The sequence below is a fragment of the Singulisphaera chitinilytica genome (assembly GCF_049331405.1).
Taxonomy (GTDB): Bacteria; Planctomycetota; Planctomycetia; order Isosphaerales; family Isosphaeraceae; genus PoT.
The window spans coordinates 7,408,625-7,430,802 of sequence record NZ_CP186274.1 but is presented as its reverse complement, the minus strand read 5'-3'; the positions used below and the strand labels follow the sequence as shown (position 1 = coordinate 7,430,802).

General features: G+C 64.4%; 18 protein-coding genes. 13 read left to right on the top strand and 5 right to left on the bottom strand.

The genetic code is table 11. From position 1 onward, the window contains the following. Nucleotides 1-9: 9 nt before the first annotated feature. The 5 genes from ACOYYX_RS29005 (at nucleotide 10) to fusA (ending at nucleotide 4,851) form a co-directional block, all read left to right on the top strand. A complete protein-coding gene (locus tag ACOYYX_RS29005; protein WP_422926197.1) occupies nucleotides 10-402 on the top strand; it encodes a lipopolysaccharide assembly protein LapA domain-containing protein in 393 nt (130 codons plus the stop codon). Nucleotides 403-459: 57 nt separating this feature from the next. Beyond that, nucleotides 460-1,044, top strand: coding sequence for a hypothetical protein (locus tag ACOYYX_RS29000; protein WP_422926196.1), 585 nt, complete (start codon nucleotides 460-462; stop codon nucleotides 1,042-1,044). A 198-nt stretch (nucleotides 1,045-1,242) separates the two neighbouring features. Then, on the top strand, nucleotides 1,243-1,848 hold the full coding sequence (hisH, locus tag ACOYYX_RS28995) for an imidazole glycerol phosphate synthase subunit HisH (RefSeq protein ID WP_422926195.1): 606 nt from the start codon (nucleotides 1,243-1,245) through the stop codon (nucleotides 1,846-1,848). A gap of 105 nt (nucleotides 1,849-1,953) precedes the next feature. Further along, nucleotides 1,954-2,685, top strand: coding sequence for a 1-(5-phosphoribosyl)-5-[(5-phosphoribosylamino)methylideneamino]imidazole-4-carboxamide isomerase (gene hisA, locus ACOYYX_RS28990; RefSeq protein ID WP_422931670.1), 732 nt, complete (start codon nucleotides 1,954-1,956; stop codon nucleotides 2,683-2,685). Nucleotides 2,686-2,778: 93 nt separating this feature from the next. Further along, a complete protein-coding gene (gene fusA, locus ACOYYX_RS28985) occupies nucleotides 2,779-4,851 on the top strand; it encodes an elongation factor G (protein ID WP_422926194.1) in 2,073 nt (690 codons plus the stop codon). 102 nt (nucleotides 4,852-4,953) lie between these two features. On the opposite strand, the gene ACOYYX_RS28980 is transcribed toward fusA, so the two are convergent. From ACOYYX_RS28980 to ACOYYX_RS28970, 3 genes are all read right to left on the bottom strand, one after another. Beyond that, nucleotides 4,954-5,445: a hypothetical protein gene (locus tag ACOYYX_RS28980; RefSeq protein ID WP_422926193.1), complete on the bottom strand. Its 492-nt coding sequence runs from the start codon at nucleotides 5,443-5,445 to the stop codon at nucleotides 4,954-4,956. 202 nt (nucleotides 5,446-5,647) lie between these two features. Further along, on the bottom strand, nucleotides 5,648-9,376 hold the full coding sequence (gene metH, locus ACOYYX_RS28975; RefSeq protein ID WP_422926192.1) for a methionine synthase: 3,729 nt from the start codon (nucleotides 9,374-9,376) through the stop codon (nucleotides 5,648-5,650). Between the two features lie 378 nt (nucleotides 9,377-9,754). Next, the gene (locus tag ACOYYX_RS28970; protein WP_422926191.1) at nucleotides 9,755-10,225 is read right to left on the bottom strand and encodes a hypothetical protein; all 471 of its coding nucleotides are present in this window, start codon (nucleotides 10,223-10,225) and stop codon (nucleotides 9,755-9,757) included. Nucleotides 10,226-10,429: 204 nt separating this feature from the next. On the opposite strand from ACOYYX_RS28970, the gene argB reads away from it, so the two are divergent. From argB to ACOYYX_RS28940, 6 genes are all read left to right on the top strand, one after another. After that, on the top strand, nucleotides 10,430-11,359 hold the full coding sequence (gene argB, locus ACOYYX_RS28965; protein ID WP_422926190.1) for an acetylglutamate kinase: 930 nt from the start codon (nucleotides 10,430-10,432) through the stop codon (nucleotides 11,357-11,359). A gap of 95 nt (nucleotides 11,360-11,454) precedes the next feature. Further along, nucleotides 11,455-12,663, top strand: coding sequence for an aspartate aminotransferase family protein (locus ACOYYX_RS28960; RefSeq protein WP_422926189.1), 1,209 nt, complete (start codon nucleotides 11,455-11,457; stop codon nucleotides 12,661-12,663). Nucleotides 12,664-12,689: 26 nt separating this feature from the next. Then, nucleotides 12,690-13,649 carry an ornithine carbamoyltransferase gene (argF, locus tag ACOYYX_RS28955; RefSeq protein ID WP_422926188.1) on the top strand — a complete coding sequence of 320 codons (960 nt, stop codon included), beginning with the start codon at nucleotides 12,690-12,692 and terminating at the stop codon, nucleotides 13,647-13,649. A gap of 93 nt (nucleotides 13,650-13,742) precedes the next feature. After that, entirely contained in the window at nucleotides 13,743-14,459 is a 717-nt protein-coding gene (gene rph, locus ACOYYX_RS28950; protein ID WP_422926187.1) for a ribonuclease PH, read from the top strand. A gap of 207 nt (nucleotides 14,460-14,666) precedes the next feature. After that, the gene (locus tag ACOYYX_RS28945) at nucleotides 14,667-15,755 is read left to right on the top strand and encodes a hypothetical protein (RefSeq protein WP_422926186.1); all 1,089 of its coding nucleotides are present in this window, start codon (nucleotides 14,667-14,669) and stop codon (nucleotides 15,753-15,755) included. Nucleotides 15,756-15,864: 109 nt separating this feature from the next. Continuing rightward, on the top strand, nucleotides 15,865-16,521 hold the full coding sequence (locus tag ACOYYX_RS28940) for a non-canonical purine NTP pyrophosphatase (protein ID WP_422926185.1): 657 nt from the start codon (nucleotides 15,865-15,867) through the stop codon (nucleotides 16,519-16,521). A gap of 106 nt (nucleotides 16,522-16,627) precedes the next feature. On the opposite strand, the gene ACOYYX_RS28935 is transcribed toward ACOYYX_RS28940, so the two are convergent. After that, nucleotides 16,628-18,826, bottom strand: a complete 2,199-nt coding sequence (locus tag ACOYYX_RS28935; protein WP_422926184.1) for a hypothetical protein — start codon at nucleotides 18,824-18,826, stop codon at nucleotides 16,628-16,630. Nucleotides 18,827-19,378: 552 nt separating this feature from the next. Here ACOYYX_RS28935 and ACOYYX_RS28930 point away from each other — a divergent pair. Both ACOYYX_RS28930 and argJ read left to right on the top strand, forming a co-directional pair. Further along, nucleotides 19,379-20,149, top strand: a complete 771-nt coding sequence (locus ACOYYX_RS28930) for an SDR family NAD(P)-dependent oxidoreductase (protein WP_422926183.1) — start codon at nucleotides 19,379-19,381, stop codon at nucleotides 20,147-20,149. A gap of 86 nt (nucleotides 20,150-20,235) precedes the next feature. Beyond that, nucleotides 20,236-21,438 (top strand): bifunctional glutamate N-acetyltransferase/amino-acid acetyltransferase ArgJ, encoded by a 1,203-nt coding sequence (gene argJ / locus ACOYYX_RS28925; protein WP_422926182.1) that lies wholly within the window; start codon nucleotides 20,236-20,238, stop codon nucleotides 21,436-21,438. Between the two features lie 76 nt (nucleotides 21,439-21,514). Here argJ and ACOYYX_RS28920 read toward each other — a convergent pair whose 3' ends face one another. Next, nucleotides 21,515-21,976 (bottom strand): hypothetical protein, encoded by a 462-nt coding sequence (locus tag ACOYYX_RS28920; RefSeq protein ID WP_422926181.1) that lies wholly within the window; start codon nucleotides 21,974-21,976, stop codon nucleotides 21,515-21,517. Between the last annotated feature and the right edge of the window lie 202 nt (nucleotides 21,977-22,178).

Genomic DNA, 22,178 nt, shown 5'->3' with positions numbered 1-22,178 from the left:
AGGCGCAACGTGAAATCCCCCTACAAAGGGCGTCGTCCATCGATCGTGAAAAATTTCTGGATCTATCGCAAGCTCGTCGCGCTGGCGATGGTCCTCGGCATGATGCTCTGGTTCGTCTGGGCGAATAACGCCCCGGTGACCGTGGCTTTCCCGTTCGGCCTGGGGAATTTCTCCAGTTCGCTCGGCCTGATCATCCTCCTGAGCGCCCTCGTCGGCGCGGTCGTCTCGGCCCTGACCCTCACCCTGATCCACACGTTGAAGCGTCGTCGCAATCCGGGTCAGCAGCCGACCTGGGAGGGAACCCGGGCCAACGACCGTTCCGCGGATTTGAATGAGGAACGTCCCCCTTCGGATTACGCCGCCAAGACGTCGGATGGTTTTTCCGACTCGCATTGGTCCTGATGGGACTGCGGACTCGTCCTTGACTCCAGCTACGCCGAAGTCGGCCAGGTTTCTCCGATGTTGACCGGCCATGCTCGCAAGATCGCCCCGTTCCTGATCGCCACCGGCGTCCTGTCCGGCTGCGCCCAGACGGATAGCCTGTTCCCCCGGCAAGCGATGCTGGGCTCGCTCAAGACGAGCGTCAGCCAGCTCGAGTTCCGGAACGAGTCGCTACGGACCGAGGTCGCCCAGCTCAAGGAGCAGAACCGCGAGATCGAGGACCAGCTCGTCCAGGAGCAGTCGGACAACGGCGACCTCAAGGCCCGGCTCGATAACGCCCGCTACGAGCTGAGCAAGCACGGCATCGACGCCGAGGACATCCGTACCAAGACCTCGAGACGCTCGGCCGACGACCCGGATTCGGCGACCACCATCCCCGCCGGCCAATCCAGCCGGAAGAAGCGCAAGCCGCCGTTCGCCCAGATCCCGAACCGGATCGAAGAGCCGATCGACCTTGACGAGGATGAGGAAATCCCGCCGCCACGTCCAAGGATGCGCCCGAAGTCCGAGTCGAGCGGCCACACCGACACTCGTTTCGACGACCCCGGCAAGTGGCTCCCCGTCGCGAAGGGGACCTCGGAGCCGTCCCAGACGACGCGCTGATCCGAGCCTGAACACGAACCTCCAAGGTCGGTCGAGCCTCCGCCTTTGGTGTCGGCCCTTCAACACTCCCGGGCGGCCCGAGGCTGGACGAAACGTCATCCAGCCCTGGAGGTTCCGCCTCGTGCGATGGCGACCGACGAGGACTCCTGGTACCATCGTTGCCGAGGCAAAGGCTCGGTCGTCATTGAAGCAGGAACCATGATCGTCATCATCGACTACGGGATGGGCAACCTTCGGAGCGTCCAGAAGGCCTTCGAAGCGGTGGGGCACGCGGCGGAGATCAGCTCGGACCCCGACCGGGTCCGTAACGCGAAGAAAGTGATCCTCCCCGGCGTGGGAGCCTTCGCCGACGCGGCGGCCGAACTCAGACGCACTGGGCTCGGCGATGCATTCAAGGACGCGGCGAACGCCGGAAAGCCTTGCCTCGGGGTCTGCCTGGGCCTGCAACTCCTCTTCGACGTCAGCGAGGAAGACGGCCGTCATGAGGGGCTCGGCCTCATCCGGGGCCGCGTCGTCCGGTTCGACCCGTCTCCCGGCATCAAGATCCCGCACATGGGTTGGAACAACCTGCGAGTCCGGAAGCCGGCCCCCCTGCTGGCCGGCCTCGAGCCCGATCCCTCCGTCTATTTCGTCCACTCCTACCACGCCGTCCCCGAAGATCGGGAGGTGGTCGCCGCCGAGGCCGATCACCCCAAGCCCTTCACGGCCATGGTCTGGCAAGACAACCTCATGGCCTGCCAGTTCCACCCGGAGAAGAGCCAGCGTGTGGGCCTTGCCATGTACGCCAATTTCGCCGCCCTTTGACGACGACCCTCGTCTCGGATGCCGGAGCGAATGGTCCTTGCGACCCCGCGCCGGCGCGGCTAGAGTGAATTTACTTGAAGGGTCGCGGAAGCTCTGGTGAAGATCATGCAAGTGATCCCTGCCATCGACCTCAGGGGTGGATGCTGCGTACGTCTCCGCCAAGGGGATTATAACCAAGAGACCATCTTCGGTGATGATCCCGCGGCCATGGCCGCGCGCTGGGAGACGGAGGGGGCGAGCCGCATCCATCTCGTCGACCTCGACGGCGCCAAAGCCGGGCGTCCCGTCAATATCGAGGCGGTCCGTTCCATCCTCGGCCGTGTCAAAGTCCCCTGCCAGCTCGGCGGCGGCGTGCGCGACGAGGAGACGATCGCGACCTGGCTCGATGCCGGTTTGGAGCGGGTGATCGTCGGCACCCAGGCGCTCAAGGACCCGGCCTGGTTCCGCGCGATGGCCCTCAAATACCCGAGCCGGCTGGTCCTCGGGCTCGACGCCAGGGACGGCCGGGTCGCCACCGAAGGGTGGCTCGACGTCTCGTCGGTCGAGGCGACAGCCTTGGCCGAGCAATTCGACGACTTGCCGCTCGGCGGCGTCGTCTACACCGACATCGCGTGCGACGGGATGCTCGAAGGGCCGAACCTGGCCACGACGGGAGCGCTCGCCCTGCGCCTCAAGAACCCGGTGATCGCATCGGGGGGAGTCGGCAGCTTGGAGGATCTGGCCCACCTGGCGGCCTTGCCGATCGCGGCATGCATCGTCGGGCGTGCCCTCTATGACGGTCGCTTCGGGCTACGCGAAGCCCGGGAGCGGGCCGGCGATCATTCCATCGCACCCTAGGCGAGCCTCGTGCGTCTCGCCTCCTTTCCGGGTGCTCTGGTCGCCGGTCCAAGGCGGTAAGCTCAACCCAATCGCAAAGGGAGTCGAGACGCCATGACCACGACCTATCACATCAGCGACATCCGGAACATTGCCCTTGCTGGACATGGGGCGTCGGGCAAGACAAGCCTTGCCGACGCCCTACTTTATACCGCGGGCGCCATCGACCGTCGCGTCTCGGTCGATGACGGGACGAGTATCTGCGACGTCGAGGACGAGGAGAGACGTCGCCACTTCACCATCGACTCCCACCTCGTCCACCTCGAGTGGGAAGACAAGCAGATCCACCTGATCGACACCCCCGGATATCCCGACTTCATCGGCAACGCCCTGAGCGGGCTCGCCGCGGTCGAGAACGTCGTGCTCACGATCGCCGCCTCGGCGGGAGTCGAGTTCAACACGCGCAAGATCTTCCAGGAAGCCACCAGGCTCAAGCTCGGACGACTCCTGGCGCTCACGAAGATGGACGGCGACAACGTCAACTTCATGGGAGTGCTCGAGAACATTCGCGAGGCGTTCGGCCCCCAGTGCGTCCCCTTCTTCGTCCCCGACGGCCTGGGCTCTTCTTTCACCAGGGTCATCGACGCCCTGAACCCGCCGGAAGACGTCCCCGAAGGATGCCCGATGCACCCGGCCGAGGCGTATCAGCTCGTCGTCGAGCAGATCGTCGAGACCGACGAAGACCTCATGAACCGATACCTCGAAGGCGAAGTACTCCCCCTCGACGAGTTGAGAACCGCCGCCTGTCACGCCATCGCCTCGGGCCAGCTCGTGCCGATCGTCTGCGTCTCCACCCGCAAGGACATCGGCCTGAGAGAACTACTGGAACTCCTCTCTACCTGCACGTTGAACCCGACAGACGTCCACCGGATGGCCTCTCGGGACGACGAGGCGGACTCCGAGGTCGAGCTCGAACCCCACGAGGACGGGGAGCTCGTCGCCCAGGTCTTCAAGACGACCAACGACCTGTTCATGGGCAAGATGTGCTTCCTACGCATCCATTCGGGCCGGGTGGCCAGCGACACGACGTTCCTCAACATGCGGACCGGCAAGACGAGCAAGCCCGGCCACATCTATCGGCTCCAAGGGAAGACCCAGGAAGAGGTGAAGGAGGCGATCGCCGGCGACATCATCGCCGTCACCAAGTTCGACGACTTGCACATCTCCGACACCGTCACGGCGGCGGGCAACGGCCACGCGACCCACCTCGTCATGAAGCCGATCCGGTTCCCGACGCCGATGGTCCCCAGGGCGGTCGAGCCCAAGACCCGCGAGGACGAGCCGAGGATCTCCGCCGGCCTCACCAAGATTGCCGACGAGGATCCGACCTTCACCTTCCGACGCGACTCCCAGACGCACGAATTGGTCATCTCGGGCATGAGCGAGTTGCACCTCGACGTGATCCAGAATCGGCTCAAGAGCCGGTTCAAGCTCGACGTCAACACTCATGTTCCCCACGTCCCGTTCCTCGAGACCATCTCGGGCGAGTCCGAGTCGCACCATCGTCACAAGAAGCAGACGGGAGGCCGGGGTCAGTTCGCGGACGTGCAGCTCCGAATCCGGCCCAGGGCCCGCGGCGAGGGCTTCCGCTTCGTCGACGCGATCAAGGGGGGGGTCATCCCCGGCCAGTACATCCCGGCGGTGGAGAAGGGGATCCGGGAACAGTTGGAGAAGGGGGTCATCTCCGGGAACCCGGTCGTGGACGTCGAGGCCGAAGTCTTCTTCGGCTCCTACCACGCGGTCGATAGCTCGGAGCAGGCCTTCAAGACGGCCGCAGCCGCCGCATTCCGGAAGGCCTTCAATGACGCCAGGCCCGTGCTCCTCGAGCCGATCGTGAACCTCGAGGTGAATGTCCCGCTCGAGAAATTCGGCGACGTGTCGGCCGACCTCGCCACACGACGAGGCCACATCACCGGCATGGAAACCCAGTCGGGCGGGATCCAGACGATCCAGGCGAACGTACCCCTCAGCGAGGTCCTTCGGTACGCGACGGACCTCAAGAGCATGACGGGCGGGCAGGGGACGTTCACGATGGAGTTCAACTCTTACGAGCCCGTCCCTCCCAACGTCCAGCACACCATCGTCGACCGCTGGACCAAGGCACGCGCGGGTATCGAGGAGGAATAATCCAAAGCGTGGGTTCGAAACGCGATGGGCCTGGGGAGTCCACGACTCCCCAGGCCCATTCGTTTTCGATCGCCTACGAGACGGATCTCCGGGCCTCTTGGCTCAGTAGTAGCCGCCGAAATAACCGACGCCGAAGCCGTACCCGTAGTAAGGCCGTGCATAGTTGTCGATATGATCCTGCATGACCCGATCCTTCTGGACGCCGATCTGCTGCGCCTGGAGCTGCTCATCCCGCGAGGGTATGCCGCCGTTGCCGAAGGTCGCCGGGCTGACGGGGTCACGCTCGACGTTGTCGTTGGCCTGGAAACGATCACCGGCCGGATAGTAATCACCGTATCGGCCGACGCCCCCCGGATTCCTCCAACCCGCGTTCCGGTCGCTATGGTAGTAGCCCGGATAGGGGTACGGGTAGTGATGGACGATGCTCCGCCTCTGGCGGGCTTGCGTACGCGTCACGGCCTTCTTGGCGGGCGTGGGCGTGGTCGCCGACGGATTGGTGGTCGTGGTCGACGACGAGGGGTCCTGGGCAAAGGCCACCAGGGTGAGACTCGTCGACGCGATCAGGACGTAAGCGACCGGCCAGAGTCGTTTCATGTTGCACCTCGAGCGCTGCGAATGGCATTGCGGCCCGGCCGACGCGTGGTCGAACCTTGAATAGTGTTATCTTACGCCCATTCCCGGGACCGGGGCAAATTTTCGAGGCGCATGGATACGACGACGGGATATCCGGGCTCGCTGGCCCGGACATCCCGTCGTCGTGTGAGCGTCGTTTAACGGAGAAACGTCGCTCTCTACGTCAATCCGGGTCGTAGGCGAGGTTGGCGGCGAGCCAGCGCTCGGCCTCGGCGACCGGGACTCGCTTGCGGCTCGCGTAGCTTTCGACCTGGTCGCGGGTGACCATGTCGACGGCAAAGTAGCGGGCCTCGGGGTGACCGAAGTAGAGCCCACTCACCGCGGCGCCGGGATACATGGCATACGACTCGGTCAGGCGGATCCCCGTGTTGGCCTCGATGTCGAGCAGTTGCCAGAGGTCCTTCTTCTCCGTGTGGTCGGGAGAGGTCGGGTAACCCGAGGCCGGGCGAATGCCTCGGTACTTCTCCTCGATGAGTTCCCCCTTCGAGAAGTTCTCCTCGCTGCCGTAGCCCCAGTCGCGGCGGGCACGCTCGTGGAGGTACTCGGAGAAGGCCTCGGCGAGCCGGTCGCCGATCGCCTTGACGTTGATCGACTTGTACGTGTCGGAGTCGCGCTCGGCCTCTTCCACGAGGGGCTCCATGCCGATCCCGGTGGTCACGGCGAAGGCCCCGATGTAGTCGGCTCGGCCCGACGAGATCGGGGCGATGTAGTCGGCCAGGCAGCGGAAGGAGGTCTGCCCTTCGCGTTCCCACTGCTGGCGGAGCATCGGCAGGCGGACGCGCTCCTTGGTCCGCGACTCGTCCTCGAAGATCACGACGTCGTCGCCGTCGGAATTAGCCGGGAAGAAGCCGTAGACTCCGTTGGCGGTCAACAGCTTGTTCTCGACGATCCGGCGGAGCAACACGTTGGCCTCGTCGAACGTCTTCTTGGCCACGGCCCCGAGGTTCGGGTCTTCGAAGATCGCCGGGTATTTACCCTTCAGCTCCCAGGCCATGAAGAACGGGGACCAGTCGATGTAGGGGACCAGCTCGCCCAGCGGGAAGTCCTTGAGCACCCTGGGACCGAGGAAGCTCGGCACGGCGATCGGGGTGTTTGCCCAATCGATCGAGTAGCGACGGCTGACGGCATCGGAGTAAGGCACGAGCTTGCGCTGACGACGCTTGTTGAAATTCTCGCGGTCCCGCTCCTGGGCCTCACGGTTCTCCTTATCGATGATGGGCCGCTGCTCGGGCCGATTGAGGCGGTCGACGACGCCCACACAACGCGACGCGTCCTTCACGTGGATGACCGTGCCGTGGTAGCTCGGGGCGATCTTGACCGCCGTGTGCTTCGGGCTGGTCGTCGCGCCACCGATCAGGAGCGGCATATCAAAGCCTTCCCGCTCCATCTCCTTGGCGACGTGGACCATCTCGTCGAGCGAGGGGGTGATGAGCCCCGAGAGCCCGATCATGTCGACGCTCTCTTCGCGGGCCTTCTTGAGGATCTGATCGCAGGGGATCATGACTCCCATATCGATCACCTCGTAGTCGTTGCAACCGAGGACGACGCCGACGATATTCTTGCCGATGTCGTGGACGTCCCCCTTCACGGTCGCCATCAGGACCTTGCCGCGGGCGCGACGGGTGGTGACTCCCCCTTTGGCCTTCTCGGCCTCCATGAAGGGGAGGAGGTAGTTCACCGCCTTCTTCATCACCCGGGCGCTCTTGACCACCTGGGGCAGGAACATCTTGCCGGCGCCGAAGAGGTCGCCGACGACGTTCATGCCATCCATCAAGGGGCCTTCGATGATCGAAAGCGGTCGTTCGTACTTATGCCGAGCCTCCTCGACATCGACTTCGACGAAGTCGGCGATGCCGTTCACCAGGCCGTGCTTGAGCCGTTCCTCGACCGAGGCCTCGCGCCAGGCGAGTTCCTTGGTGGACTCCTTCTTCCCCTTCTTCTTGACCGTCTCGGCAAACTCGGTCAGGCGATCCGCGGCGTCGGGCCGGCGGTTCAGGAGCACGTCCTCGACCCGCTCGAGCAGATCCTTGGGGATCTCCTCATAGACCTCGAGCTGGCCGGCGTTGACGATGCCCATATCGAGCCCGGCGCGGATCGCGTGGTAGAGGAATGCCGCGTTCATCGCCTCGCGGACGACATCGTTGCCGCGGTAAGAGAACGAGACGTTGCTCACGCCGCCGCTCGTCTTCGCGTCGGGGAAGCGTCGCTTGAGCTCGCGGACGGCCTCGATGAATTCGACCGCGTAGTTGTTGTGCTCCTCGATCCCCGTGCCGACCGTGAGGATGTTCGTGTCGAAGATGATGTCGGCGGGTGCGAAGCCGACCTCGTCGACGAGGAGGTTGTAGGCCCGCTCGCTGATCTCCACCTTGCGGTCGGCGGTGACGGCCTGCCCGGTCTCGTCGAATGCCATGACGACGACCGCGGCCCCGTATCGCTTGATGAGCCGGGCCCGCCTGAGGAACTCTTCCTCGCCTTCCTTCAGGCTGATCGAATTGACGATCGACTTCCCCTGGACGCACTTGAGCCCTGCCTCGATCACCTCGAACTTCGAGCTGTCGATCATGATCGGGACCTTGGTGATGCTCGGCTCGGCGGCGATCAGGCGGAGGAACTTCGTCATCGCCTGCTCGCCGTCGATCATCCCCTCGTCCATGTTCACGTCGATGATATTCGCGCCCGCCTCGACCTGGTCGCGGGCGACGATCAGGGCCTGCTCATAGTCTCCATCCTTGATCAGTCGGGCGAACCGCTTCGAGCCGGTGATGTTGGTCCGCTCGCCGACCATGATGAAGTTGCTGCTGGGCTTGATCTCGAGCAGGTCGGTGCCGCTGAGGAGCGACGAGTGAGTCCGCTTCGGCGGGACCCGGGGAGTGATCCCCTCGATGGCGTCGGAGATCGCCTTGATGTGCGGCGGCTTGGTGCCGCAGCAGCCGCCGACGATGTTCAGCCAGCCGGCCTCGGCGAACTCCCGGATCCGACGCGCCATGTAGTCGGGGCTGCCGAGCGAGCCGGGGCTGTCGTCGAACTCGCCAAGGGCATTGGGCAACCCGGCGTTCGAGTAGCAACTGATGCGACGGTTGGAGATATTCGAGAGCGACTCGACGTAGGGCCGCATCTGGTCGATACCGAGCGCGCAGTTGATCCCGACCGACATCAGGTTGTACTGGGAGACCGAGGCCCAGAAGGCTTCGAGGGTTTGCGCGGTGAGGGTGGCCCCCCCTTTGAAGATGGTGGTCGAGGCCATGACAGGCAGCCTCACGCCATTCTCTTCGAAGTACTTGTCGATGGCGAAGAGGCAGGCCTTGAGGTTCAGCGTGTCGAACGCGGTCTCGGCCAGGAGGATATCCACGCCCCCCTGGACGAGGCCGTGGATCTGGCCGCTGTAGGTTTCGACGAGCTCGTCGAAGCTCACCTGGCGATAGCTCTGGTCGGGGTTGTTCGGGTCCGACGGCAGGTTCAGGAGCTTCTTCGTCGGCCCGATCGAGCCCGCGACGAACCGGGGACGGTCGGGGGTCTTCTCGGTCATGGCATCGGCGGCGCGACGGGCGATGGCGGCCGCCTCGTAGTTCAGCTCCTCGACGTAATCCTCGAGGTCGAACTCTTCCATCGACACCGAGTTACTATTGAAGCTGTCCGTCTCGATGATGTCTGCGCCCGCCTCGAGGTACTGCCGGTGGATTTCCTCGATCATCTTCGGCTGGGTCAGAACCAGGATCTCGGTACAGTTCCGGAGATCCTTTGTGTGGTCCCTGAACCGCTCGCCCCTGTAATCCTCCTCCGACGGCTTGTGGGCATAGATCATCGTCCCCATCGCGCCATCCAAGACCATGATCCGTTCGGAGAGAATGGCTTCGATCTGGGTTCGCGTGTCGAATGCAGTGGCGTTGGGCATGATGGAACCGTCTTGATGATCAAAGGAGGAAAGGAAGTGGGACGGGGGCGCACTTTTTAAGGAATAGCTCGGTAGCCCCGGGCACAAGCCGTTGCATCGGCTCGGCGAGGAAATCAAGGGCCTCAGAATTCGGCGGCTGAACTCGTCCGCTCACCATCCCTGGTCCAATCCGTGAAAACCCGTTCTCGTGTCGGAACCTGCAGGCCAGGTCCGGACGTCCGACGGGGCACTTGCGAGCGATCGAATTATCTTGAGGCCCCATCGCGACTGTCAAGCCTGGCCAATCTCGTACGACCGGCATGGTCGAAACTTTCCGATGAAATCTTCGACTGGCGTGGACCGGTTTCAACGTCGATTCGCAAAAGGCCTTAGGGCAGGTCACCACCGCATCCCTGCGATGAAGCAGAGCAGCACGACGACCGCCAGCACATAGCCCCAGGCGATCATCTGTACGGTCGGCGTCGGCAGGCGGAACAAACCTCGCCGGGCCGGTAACATACTGCGTGCGATAACCGGGGCACAGGCATGCCGCTTCCACCTCATGAACGTGCCGGTCTTGCCGCAGTCGAGACAGTGGTATTGTAGCAAGAGTGGAACGGCGGGCAGCAGCGCGAGCAGCACGACCAGTTGTCTCGGATCCCTCATCAGGAACGCGAAGCGGAAGCAGGTCCCCCAAAGGAGCAGGACAAGAACCGCCAGGAAGGGGTTCGCCAGGAGGCGCTGATCGCTGGAATAGACCGTCGTCGGCCTCGACGGCGCCGGGCCGGTGGGCGTGACGTCGATTTCGTGCTCGAAGAGGATCCGAGGTCGATCGGGCTCGACTCGTAAGTTGCGTCTGCGGAAGAGCATGGACGAAATCTCAACCCTTTTAGATGCCTCACACATCCTAGTGGATCACGTGAAGGTATGCCAGCAGGGGTTGCGACGAAGAAATTCCGGCGGGTGTACGAGCTCCGTCAACCTTCGTTGACCACTTTACAACGCGGGTTCGAACCGCGATGATAGTGGTTTGGCCATTGGTCATATGGGGCCGCGGTGAGGAGGGGACGCGACGTGCACGAAGAAGCGATCCGCAAGGCGGATGTCCTGATCGAAGCGCTCGGCTATATCCGGAAGTTCCATGGCCGGTTCACGGTCATCAAGCTGGGCGGCTCGGTCATGGAGAATCCGGAGTCGTTGCGGGCCCTCCTGGTCGACATCGTGTTCATGCAGACGGTGGGCATGCGGCCCGTCGTCGTCCATGGCGGCGGCAAGGCGATCACGCACGCGATGGAGCAGGCCGGCCTCGAGGCCAGGTTCGTGCAGGGCAGGCGCTACACCGACGAGGCCACGCTCGACATCGTCGCCCGGGTCCTGGCGGAAGAGATCAACGTCGACATCGTCCGTCATATCACCAAGTATGGCGGCCGCGCGGCCGGCTTGCACCACAAGACGACCCAGTGCCTCTTCGGCAGGCGTCTGACCCTGCCCGACGGCAAGGGGGGGGACATCGACCTCGGCCGGGTCGGCGAGGTCACCGAGGTGGACGCCGCCCCGATCGAGAATCTCTGCCTCGCGGGGGTCGTGCCCGTTCTCCCTTCGCTGGCCGAGGGGGAGGATGAGAAGCTCCTCAACGTCAACGCCGACACGGCCGCCGCGGCCGTCGCCGTGGCGCTCAAGGCGGAGAAGCTCGTCTTCCTGACCGACACCCCGGGAATTCTCCGGGATCGCAACGAACCCAAGAGCCTCTTCCGAAGTCTGAATCCCGACGATTGCCGATCCCTGATCGCAGAGGGGATCATCGACAAGGGGATGATCCCCAAGGTCGAGGCCTGCCTCGACAGCCTGGTCCAGGGGGTTGAGAAGACCCACATCATCGACGGCAGGCTCAGGCACTCGCTCCTGCTCGAGATGTACACCGATACCGGGATTGGGACCGAGATCGCCCTGAAGAATGCCCCCAAGCAGCCCGAAGTCCGACACGCCATCTCAGTACGGCACTGAGCGTTCAAGACCGGACGAAGTCAGCGAATCGTCACCTTGTCCCCGAGCCCGTTTCACCCGTTGCCGCACGATCGGCTTTAATGGGAGCTCCAGCCTTGGCGCACCTGGCCAATCAGACGTCCGCCGACACGATCGCCCAGTTCGACCAGTACGTCATCGGCAACTACCGCCGATACCCGGTCTGCCTGGTGAGGGGAGAAGGGTCATGGATCTGGGATGCGGAAGGTAACAAGTATCTCGACTTCTTCCCCGGCTGGGGCTGCAACATGCTCGGGCACTGCCCGCCGAGGATCGTCGAGGCGGTCCGCGAGCAGGTCGGCCAGCTCATCCACGTCCCGAACACCTGGTACATGGAGTCGCAAGGTGCCTTCGCCGAGGCCCTCTCGACCCGGTCGTTCGGGAGCCAATGCTTCTTCTGCAACAGCGGAGCCGAGGCGAACGAGGCGGCCATCAAGCTCGCCCGCGTCCACGGCCACGCCGCCGGCCGCTACAAGATCGTGACGATGGAGAACGGGTTCCACGGCCGGACCTACGCCGCCCTCACGGCGACCGCCCAGCCCAAGTATCACGCCGGTTTCGAGCCGATGGTCCCCGGCTTCACGTACGTGCCCTACAACGACCTCGATGCCGTCGCCAAGGTCCTCGACGACCAGACCGCGGCCGTGCTGGTCGAGCCGATCCAGGGGGAAGGGGGCGTCAACCTCCCGTCTCCCGACTACCTCCCCGGCCTGCGTGCCCTCTGCGACGAGCGAGGCGTCCTCCTGATCCTCGACGAGGTCCAGACGGGGCTCGGACGCACCGGCGAGTGGTTCGCCTTCCAGAACTATGGCATCACGCCGGACATCCTCACGTGTGCCAAGGCCCTCGCGGGGGGCGTCGCGGCGGGCGTGATGATGGCGAAGCCCGAGATCGCCTCGGTCTTCAAGCCGGGGATGCACGCCAGCACCTTCGGCGGCAATCCGATCGCCTGCCGCGCCGGGCTCGCCACGATCGAGACCATCGAGCAGGATAACCTCCTCGAGCGAGGCAAGGCCGTCGGGGAACGTTTCCGCGGCCACTTCGAGGCCATCCGGGCCGAACGCCCCGACCTCGTCGGCGAGATCCGCATCAAGGGGGTCATGATCGGGCTCGAGTTGACCATCGACGCGTCCCCGATCGTCGCCGCCTGCCTCGAGCGACGACTGCTCATCAACGCCACCCACGGCAACGTCATCCGACTCCTGCCGGCCCTGAATCTCAGCGACGACCTGATCGACGAAGGTTGCGCGATCCTTGCCGACGTGCTCAAGAGTTACTCGGCCTGAGCCTGGCCTGCCGAGGACACCATGCCATGATCCGCCACTTTATCGACCTCTTCGAGCTGGATCCCGAGACCGCCGGCGACCTGATCGCGCAGGCCATCGACCTCAAGCGGCGCGACGCGGAGGGGGAACGTCCCTCCCTGCTCGCCGGCCGTACCCTGGGCATGATCTTCGAAAAGCCCTCGCTGCGGACCCGCGTGAGCTTCGAGGCGGCCATCGCCCAGCTCGGCGGCAACGCCATCTTCATGAACGGCAAGGACGTGGGCATGGGCGTTCGCGAGAGCGTCGACGACTTCGCCCGCGTCATCAGCCAGTATGTCGACGTCCTCGCCGTACGCACGTATGCCCATGCGACGGTGGCGGAGCTCGCCGAGTACGCGACGATCCCCATCGTCAACGCCCTCTCCGACGCCGCCCACCCTTGCCAGGCGATGGCCGACCTCCTCACGATCCAGGAGGTCAAAGGGAGACTCGACGGCATCCGCATCGTCTTCGTCGGCGACGGGAACAATGTGGCGAGGTCGCTCGCGGTGGCCTCGGCCCTCCTCGGGGCGAGCTTCACCCTCGCGGCCCCTCCGGGCTACGAGTTCCCCGACGACTTCCGCCGCCAGTTCTCCCAGGCCTTCCCCGGCGTACCGCTGGTCGTTGAGCACGACCCGAAGGAGGCCCTGATCGGCGCCGACGCGGTCTACACCGACGTCTGGGCGAGCATGGGCCAGGAACATGAGAGCGAATTACGCCAGGCCGCCTTCGCCCCGTTCCAGGTCAATGAGCCGTTGCTCTCACTGGCCAAGCCCGACGCCATGTTCCTCCACTGCCTCCCCGCGCGTCGGGGCGAGGAAGTGACGTCCGAGGTGATGGACGGGCCCCAGAGCTACGTCATCCCGCAGGCGGCCAATCGCCTCCACTTCCAGAAGGCCTTGCTGATCTGGCTCCTCAGCGAGCCGGCCGCGAATCCTTCGAATCATGCGAGGCTGGCGGCCCGCTGAACGATCGTCCCAAGCTAACTCTCGATCGACATCCATCACGGCCTGCCCGCACAACGGGCGGGCCGTGAGCCTTGAAGGGACCTACGATCTACGATGCCTCGACATGACGGCCGTACGCCGCAAGAACTCCGCCCCGTCCAGATCGAACGCGGGTTCGTCCGAAATAGCCCGGGCAGCGTCCTGTACAGGACGGGCGGCACAACCCTGATCGTCACCGCCCACCTCTCCGACAAGGTTCCCCCATTCCTCGAAGGGAAGTGGCTCGGCTGGCTGACCGCCGAGTACGCCATGATCCCCGGCAGCACGCCGACGCGCAAGTCACGCGGGACCGATGGCCGATCCACCGAGATCCAGCGCCTGATCGGCCGGAGCCTCCGAGCGGTGATCGACACCAGGGCCCTAGGCCCCTGGACGATCCACGTCGACGCGGAGGTCCTCGAGGCCGACGGCGGAACCAGGACCGCGGCGATCACCGGCGCGTTCGTCGCCGTGGTCGATGCCCTCCGCAGCCGATTCGGCGAGGAGAGCCGGGGGATGATCCGCGACAGCGTCGCCGCCGTGAGCGCGGGGATCATCGACGGCGAGCCGGTCCTCGACCTCGACTACCGCGAGGACTCGACCGCCTACGTCGACCTGAACGTCGTCAGGCTCGGGAAGGGGGGCCTGGTCGAGGTCCAGGGGACCGGCGAACGCGAGACATTCTCACGAGCCGAGCTGACGAGCCTGCTGGATCTGGCCGACCTCGGGATCGACAACCTCAACCGGATCCAGCGAGAAACCCTCGGGCAGGACTGGCCTTTCCCGGCCTGATCCCGGCACCGGAAACTTCTCTTTGCAAGGATCCGGGCTTCTGTTAAAGTCCCGCCCACATGTCGCCGAGACACGCCCCGAGCCTGGAGCTATGCGACCGGCTTAAAAGGATTTAAGCCAAAAATGGGGAAGTCTGCCCGAGGCCGTCGGCCTGGACGCCTTGGGTTAAGGTATCACCGCGAACCCGACAGGATGGGGGGATCGCTCATGAAAGCGCCGCTCGCAGCTTTGGCCCTGGCCGTTATCGCGTCGGAATGGCAGTCCAGTGTGATGGCCCAGACGTCGCCGTTCCCTGGCGTGAAGCCGCCGAGGGCGTCGGCTCCCGCTAAACTCGACTCGAGAGTCCTCCCGGCGACCTCGACGACACCTGACCTCATCGCGCCGGACCAGATCAAGCCCGCCACGATCGCCTTGCCGCAGGATGCCATCGAGCCATTCCTGCTGACCAAGGAGCACGGGCCGTTCATGGTCATCGCCAAGACTTTCCGCGGGGAGGATGCCGAACGCTTTGCCCTGGCGCTCGTCCTCGAGCTGCAGCGGGATTACGGGCTACCTGCCTACATCCTCCGCACGAAAGATTTCCCCAGGAACAGCCTCATCCGGAACGTTCCGCCAACCGCGAAAGCGGTACAGGATCGACCGCGTCTGACCGAACCGGAGAAGACGCGTTCGATCGACGAGGCTGCGGTCCTCGTCGGGAATGAGAAGACCCTGAAGGCCCAGGAAGCCCTCTGGCACAAGGTCAAGAAGATCAAGCCGCGATGCCTCGACGGCATGCCCAAGATCTACTTCTGGCGCGAAGGCCTGAGCAACGCCTTGCGAGTCACGAATCCGTACGTCCCCGCCCAGAACCTCTTCCCGGGCAAGCACGACCCGCTCGTGATGCGGATGAACGAGGGGCCGACGAGCATCTACCATTGTCCGGGCAACTTCTCGCTCCAGGTGGCCGAATTCCGAGGTCGGGCGACGTTCGAGACGGACAAGACGAAGACCTTCGCCAATCTCGACCTCAAGAAGAGCCCCCTGATGACGGCGGCCGACGACGCCGAGCGGGTCGCCAAGAACCTCTCGAGGGATCCCGAGGTCAAGCAGGCGGGCTGCCAGGCGTACGTCTACCACGACCGCGACTCGAGCAAGGTCATGGTCGGCTCGTTCAACTCGCCGAACGATCCCTCGGCCGTCCAGCTCCGCCAGCGCCTGCTGACCAAAGCCGTCGAGATGTCGACTCCCAAGCGAGTCGGCATGATGATCGTCCCGGCTAACTCCCTGACGAACCTAGATAAGATCAAGCCGTGAACCAGGACGCTTGATCCCGGATCAACTCCGTGGCAGAAGGGACGGGCCGACTTCGGCTCGTCCCTTCTTTTTTTTGCGCCCGTACCCGGAATCCACAGCGAAGAACGCCATGAACGACCCCGCATCCACGATCACGCTCATCGTCGGCACCCGGAACCGCAAGAAGGGGATCGAGCTCCTGGAATTGCTGAACCCTGAGTGGGATCCCAACCCCAGGCTTTCGAAGCTCGGGCTCCAGACCCTCGCCGACTATCCCGAGGTCCCCGACGTGGTCGAGGACGCCGACTCCTTCGGGGGCAACGCCCGCAAGAAGGCGAGCGAAACCGCCGTCAGGCTGAAGATGTGGACCCTCGCCGACGACTCGGGCCTGAGCGTGGACGCATTAGGGGGCGCCCCCGGGATTTTCTCGGCTCGCTACGCGGGGACCCACGGCGACGACGACGCGAACAACCAGAAGTTACTCGCCGAGCTCGCGTCGGTCCCCGAGGAGAAACGCGGGGCCGCGTTCATCTGCCACCTGGCCCTCTCGGATCCGGAAGGGAACATCAGGCTCGAATCCCAGGGGGCCTGCCGGGGCCGGATCACCTCGGGAATCCAGGGCTCGCACGGATTCGGCTACGACCCGCTCTTCCTGATCCGCGAGTATCACACGACCTTCGGCGAGTTGAGCCCGCTGGTCAAGCACCAGTTGAGCCATCGCGCCAGGGCGGTCGCCGGCCTGCGAGCGGGGTTGGAGCGGCTCGTGGTGCTCGGCGAGTTGAAGTGAGTCGACCCGGAAGGCACGCTTCGAGAACCAGGAAAGCCAGGACGCCCCGCGGATGAATCCGGGGGCGTCCTGTCTTCGACGTTTCGGTGCTTTCCTAGCGTCGGGATTAACGACGGAGCAGCTTGCCGAAGAGAGGGTGCTTCTTGTCGCAAGGATCGCAGGCCGGCAGGGTGGTCACGGGCACTTCGCTCTGGGCCGAGGCGACCACGCTCTGTGCCGACGGGAGGACGTCAGCAACCATGACGGGGACCTTGACGCAGACCTCGACCGGGACCTGACGGCAGACCTGGCGGGGGACGCAGATCGTCTTCGTCTCGCAGATCTGACGCTTGACCGTCACGGGGCAATGCACCGTGGTGGTCACCGGGACCTGGCGGCAGACGGTGTACGGCTCCTTGCGGACGCACTGAATGGTCTGCATATCGCAGACGGTCTCGGCGACGATCTTCGTGCACTGCTCGGCGACGGTCTCGCAGATGGTCTGCGGGACCTGCTTGACGCACTGCTCGGAGACCATCCGGCAGGTCGTGACGGGGACCTGGCAGGTCCTCGTTTCCGAGACCATCCGGCAGGTCGTGACCGGCACCTGCTTGGTGTGCTGGGTGGTCACGTAGCGGCAGGTGGTGACCGGGACCCGCTTCACCGCGGTCTCGCGGACCGTCCGGGTGATCGTGCAGGGGACCTGCTTGGTCGCCGCAACCTTCACCATGCGGGTCACCGTGTAGGGGACCTGCTTGACGTGGGTTTCGGGGACCATCTGGGTCACCGTGTACGGCTCCTGACGGCATTCGGTCCGGCTGCACATCTTGGTGACGGTGACCGGCACACGCCGCATGCAGGTGCGGTTGACCAGGGTCGTCGTCTCGTAGGGGACGGTGCGGTAGCAGGTCTCGGCCACGAGGCGGCAGGTGGTCACGGGGACCTGCTTGACCTGCTCGGTCGTCACGGTCTCGCAGATCGTGCGGGGGACCTGCTTGACGACGGTCTCGCAGACCATCCGGCAGGTGGTCACCGGGATCATCTTGACGCACTCTTCCGCCACCATCTGGCAGGTGGTCACGGGCACCTGCTTGGTCACCGTATAGGGGACCTTGCGGCAGACCGTGTACGGGACCTGCTTGCGGACGACCTGCTGCTCATAGACGGTGCAGCAGACGTTCTCGACGACCGTCCGGGGGATCCAGACTCGCTTGCAGACGGTGGTCGGCGGGCACTGGACCCAGCAACCGTCCTTGCAGACCATCTTGCCGGGGATGACGACCTGCTCGGTGCCCCACTCGCCGCACTCGCGAGTCACCTGCTTGACCTCGGTCCGAGGCACGCAGACGGTCTCGCAGACTTCTCGGACGGCGGTCTCGGCCACTTCCTTGTAGCAAGTCTCGGTCACGTCCTGGTAAGAGGTCGTCTGGACCGGCTTGCAGACAGTGTAGCGGCATTCCTTCATCACCGTCTCGCGGACCGGACGCTGCACCGTGTAAGTGCAGTTCTCCATCACGGTACGCTGAACCGGGGTCTGGACCGTATAGCGGCATTCCTTCATCACCGTCTCGCGGACCGCACGCTGGACCGTGTACGGCTCCTGTCGGTACGAGCACTGCTTCACGGGGACCTGGACCGTGTACGGCTCGCACTGCATCACCGTGCATTGGACCGGGTACTGCACCGTGTAGGGCACCGATCGGTAGCAGGTCTTGGCGACCGGCCGGCAGACCGTGTAGGTGCAGTTGCGGTAGGCCGTTTCCTGGACCGGCTGGCAGACCGTGTAATTCACGGTCTTCATGATGGTCTCTTGGACGGGACGGCAGACCGTGTAGAAGCACTCTTTATAGGAGACTTCGCGGACGGGCGTCGTGACGTTGTAGACGCACGTCTTGAACGAGGTCTCTTTGACGGGGCGACACACCGTGTACGCCCGCGTCTCCATGTGCGTCTCGCGGACGGGACGGCAGACCGTGTAGGCCACGTCCTTCCAGATCGTCCGGGAGACCGGACGCTGCACGGTGTAAGAGACCTCCCGCGGGACGGTCCGATAAACCGGCTTCTGGACGGTGTACGGAACTTCGCGGACATGCTGCTCGGAGACGGTGTTCACGGTGGTCACGGTTCGCGGCTGCATGACAGTTTCGCAGACTTCGCGAACGCAAGGGACCTGCTGCGTCTCGTAGACCGTTTCCTGGACGGTCTGGAGCACCGTCTGACGCTGGAGCTGATATTCGATGTGCCCACCACAATCCTGGGGCACGGGGCAGTTTCTCAGTGAGGCACCACCAGCATAGCTGGACGCCTCCGCCGGGTGTTCGGTCATCCATGCCCCTAGGATTAGGGCCACAAATGAGACCGACAGAAGATTCCGCATCTTGAGACGCTCCTCGACAACACCTCGACCCAATCACGGCATCCGTGCCGCCAAGCTCCTCTCGGTCTCCCACGGACCCGTTAACTCACACATATCCTTCGGATGCTTCTACCACGTTCCTTCAGGCTCTTTAGCTAGATTTCCCAACACGCCGATAGTCCCAAAACGCAAGGTTTGCCCAGATGTTACGTCAAGCACGCAATACCCCAGTATTATCATTCAGACCGTCAATGTGACCGGATCTGGTGTGTCCGCGAGAACCTCCAAGATTTCGCTGATCGGCAGGGTCATTTTCGATCCGAACCGGACTGCTCCCTTTGGCGTCGGAGGTGTGTGCGTTAGGCTGTGGGGGGTCGTGAGGGTGGGCCCGGCACAGGTGGTTTGGCGAGGCCGAGACCTCCCCTGGAACGTCGAATTGCGAGGATTCATGACGTTTCGCGGGCGAACATGACTTGCACGGTCCAAGTCCCGTGAAACGTCGCGAAGGCGAGGCAAACGCTGATGGGCGTCCTGGATCAGTTCCGGCTCGATGGAAAGGTCGCATTGGTCACGGGTGGGACCCGAGGACTGGGGCGTGTGATCGCCGAGGCCCTCGCCTCGGCGGGCGCATCGGTCGCGATCAGCGGCAGGAATCTCGAGCAGGCGAGTCAGGTTGCCAGGGAAGTGGGCGAGGCCTCGGGTAGGCCCACACTCGGGATCGCGGCCGACGTCACGCGCGAGGTCGAGGTCGCCGCCATGGTCGGCCAGGTCGGCGACCAGTACGGCCGGCTCGACATCCTCGTCAACAACGCCGGGATCAACCTGCGCGGGCCGATCGAGCAGCTCTCCGAGTCCGACTGGGACCAGGTCATCGACACGAACTTGAAGGGCCCCTGGCTCTGCTGCAAGGCGGTGGCCGAGACGATGAAGCGGCAGAAGTGGGGGAGGGTGATCAACGTCTCGAGCATGCTCGGGGAGATCTCGATCCCGGGCCGGACCCCCTATGCGTCGAGCAAGGGGGGCCTCACGCTCCTGACCAAGACCCTGGCTCTCGAGTGGGCATCCGACGGGATCAACGTGAACGCCCTTTGCCCGGGACCGTTCGCGACGGAGCTGAATCTTCCGCTGCTGAACGACCCCAACGTCAGGGCGACCTTCCAGTCGAAGATCCCGCTCGGCCGCTGGGGCGAGCCGAGCGAGCTCGGGGCCGCCGCCGTCTTCCTCGCCTCCGATGCGTCGAGCTTCATGACCGGGGCGAGCCTGTTCATCGATGGCGGCTACACCGCGCAGTAATCCGCAACAACAGCCGCGCCGCGTTCAAACTTGAGCGCAAGTACCAAATCCGCACATTTTGGGAGCGTCGAAAGGAACTCGCCTCGATGGGACAGTCAGACAGTTGGTCGATCCCTCCTGGATATCGTGCCGCGGCCGTCAAGGCCGGAATCAAGCCTTCGGGCGGACTCGACCTCTCGGTCATCGTGGCCGACCACGATTGCTCCGCCGCCGGGACTTTCACCCTGAACAGGGTCTGTGCCGCGCCCGTGCGCTGGGATAAAGCACGCGTTCCCTCGGAATCCGTCCGTGCCATCGTCGTGAACGCGGGCAACGCCAACGCCGCGACGGGGGCCCAGGGAGAGTCGAACGTCCTCGAGACGGCCAAGCACGCCGCCGGCCTGCTCAACTGCCAGGCCGAGCAGGTCTTGATCGCCTCGACCGGTGTCATCGGGCATCAACTCCCGATGGACAAGGTGCGCGACGGGGTCACCCGAGCCCTCGAGGCCCGGACGGATGCGCAGTCGGGCTTCGACCTGATCTCGCACGCGATCATGACGACCGACACCAAGCCCAAGGTCTTCTCCGAGTCGTTGACGCTCGGCGGAACGTCGGCGTCCCTCTTCGGGGTCGCCAAGGGGGCGGCGATGATCGGCCCGAAGATGGCGACGATGCTCGGCTTCCTCATCACCGACGCCTGCGTCGCCGCCAAGGACCTCCAGCCGATCCTCTCGAAGGCTGTCGAGGACTCGTTCAACTGCATCTCCGTCGAAGGGCACATGAGCACGAACGACACCGTGCTCCTGCTCGCCAAGGCCCCATCCGGGGGCAAGCCGATCCAGGGCGAGGACCTGAAGCGATTCGAGGAGGCCGTCATCCGCGCCTGCCAGACGCTCGCCCGGATGATCCCCGACGATGGCGAAGGGGCGACGCACCTGATCACGATCGACGTGGAAGGGGCGAAGGACCGGGAGGAGGCGCGGATCATCGCACGGGCAGTCGCCGACAGCCCGCTCGTGAAGACGGCCATCCACGGCGCCGACCCGAACTGGGGACGCATCGTCTCGGCCGCAGGCTACTCGGGAGTCGAGTTCGACGAGAACGAGGTCTCGCTCTGGCTGAACGACACGCCGCTCTACAAGGACGGCGTGCCCCTTGCGTTCGATGCAGCGAAGGTCTCGGCCCACCTGCGTGAGAACCGAGAGACGTTCATCCGGCTCACCTTGAAGCGAGGAGATGGCTCCGTCCGGTTCTGGACGTGCGACCTCACGGCCGAGTACATCCATCTCAACGCCGATTATACGACATGAGGCCGGATCCCTCGAAAGGGACCGGCCTCAGCGTATGGGTGATTCGTTAAACTCGGGTCGCGACGCTTTCAGGGCGTCACGACTCGGGCTTCTTCATCGCGGCGGCGAGTGGTCGGAGCACCGCGAGCATCGTGTTGAGGTGGGCGAGGCGAGGTCCGAACCGATCGACGAAATCGGTGAGGGCGAAGTCGCCGTCGATCAAGTTCTCGTGATTATCGGAGACGTAATTCGCGAGCTCGCCCATCAGGGCGGCATGGACCTTCTCGAGGTTGGAGAGGGACTCCCGGCAATGCTCAAGGACAGGCTCGTGGCCGGTCTGCCAGCGTTCGAGCTCGGCGATCTGACGGGCACGCTGCTCCCGGCTCACCTGCGCGGCTTCGCGGGCGAGTTCGAGTTGCTGACGCTGGTTGTCCAGGATCTGGCGCTGAATGTCGAGCGTCTGATTCTGGAGATTGACCAGGAAATGGAGCAATGCGACCGGGTCGTTATAATTTGGAGCGGCCTGGGCCGGACCCTGCCCTTGCGGCGACACTTCCATTCGGTAGGTCCACGGCGGCGACGATGGATTCTCGCGTGACGACACCCGCGCCCTCCTTCAAGAAACCCGGGCAAGTCGCCAGGGGAGCGGCCATGGTCCGTTCTTCCCTGACTCCTTCCGACTAGCCTTGAAGTATACCCCAGAAACCCGCTTGCGGACAGGGCAGGCGGCGCGATAATCGCCAGGATCGCACCACCCAACC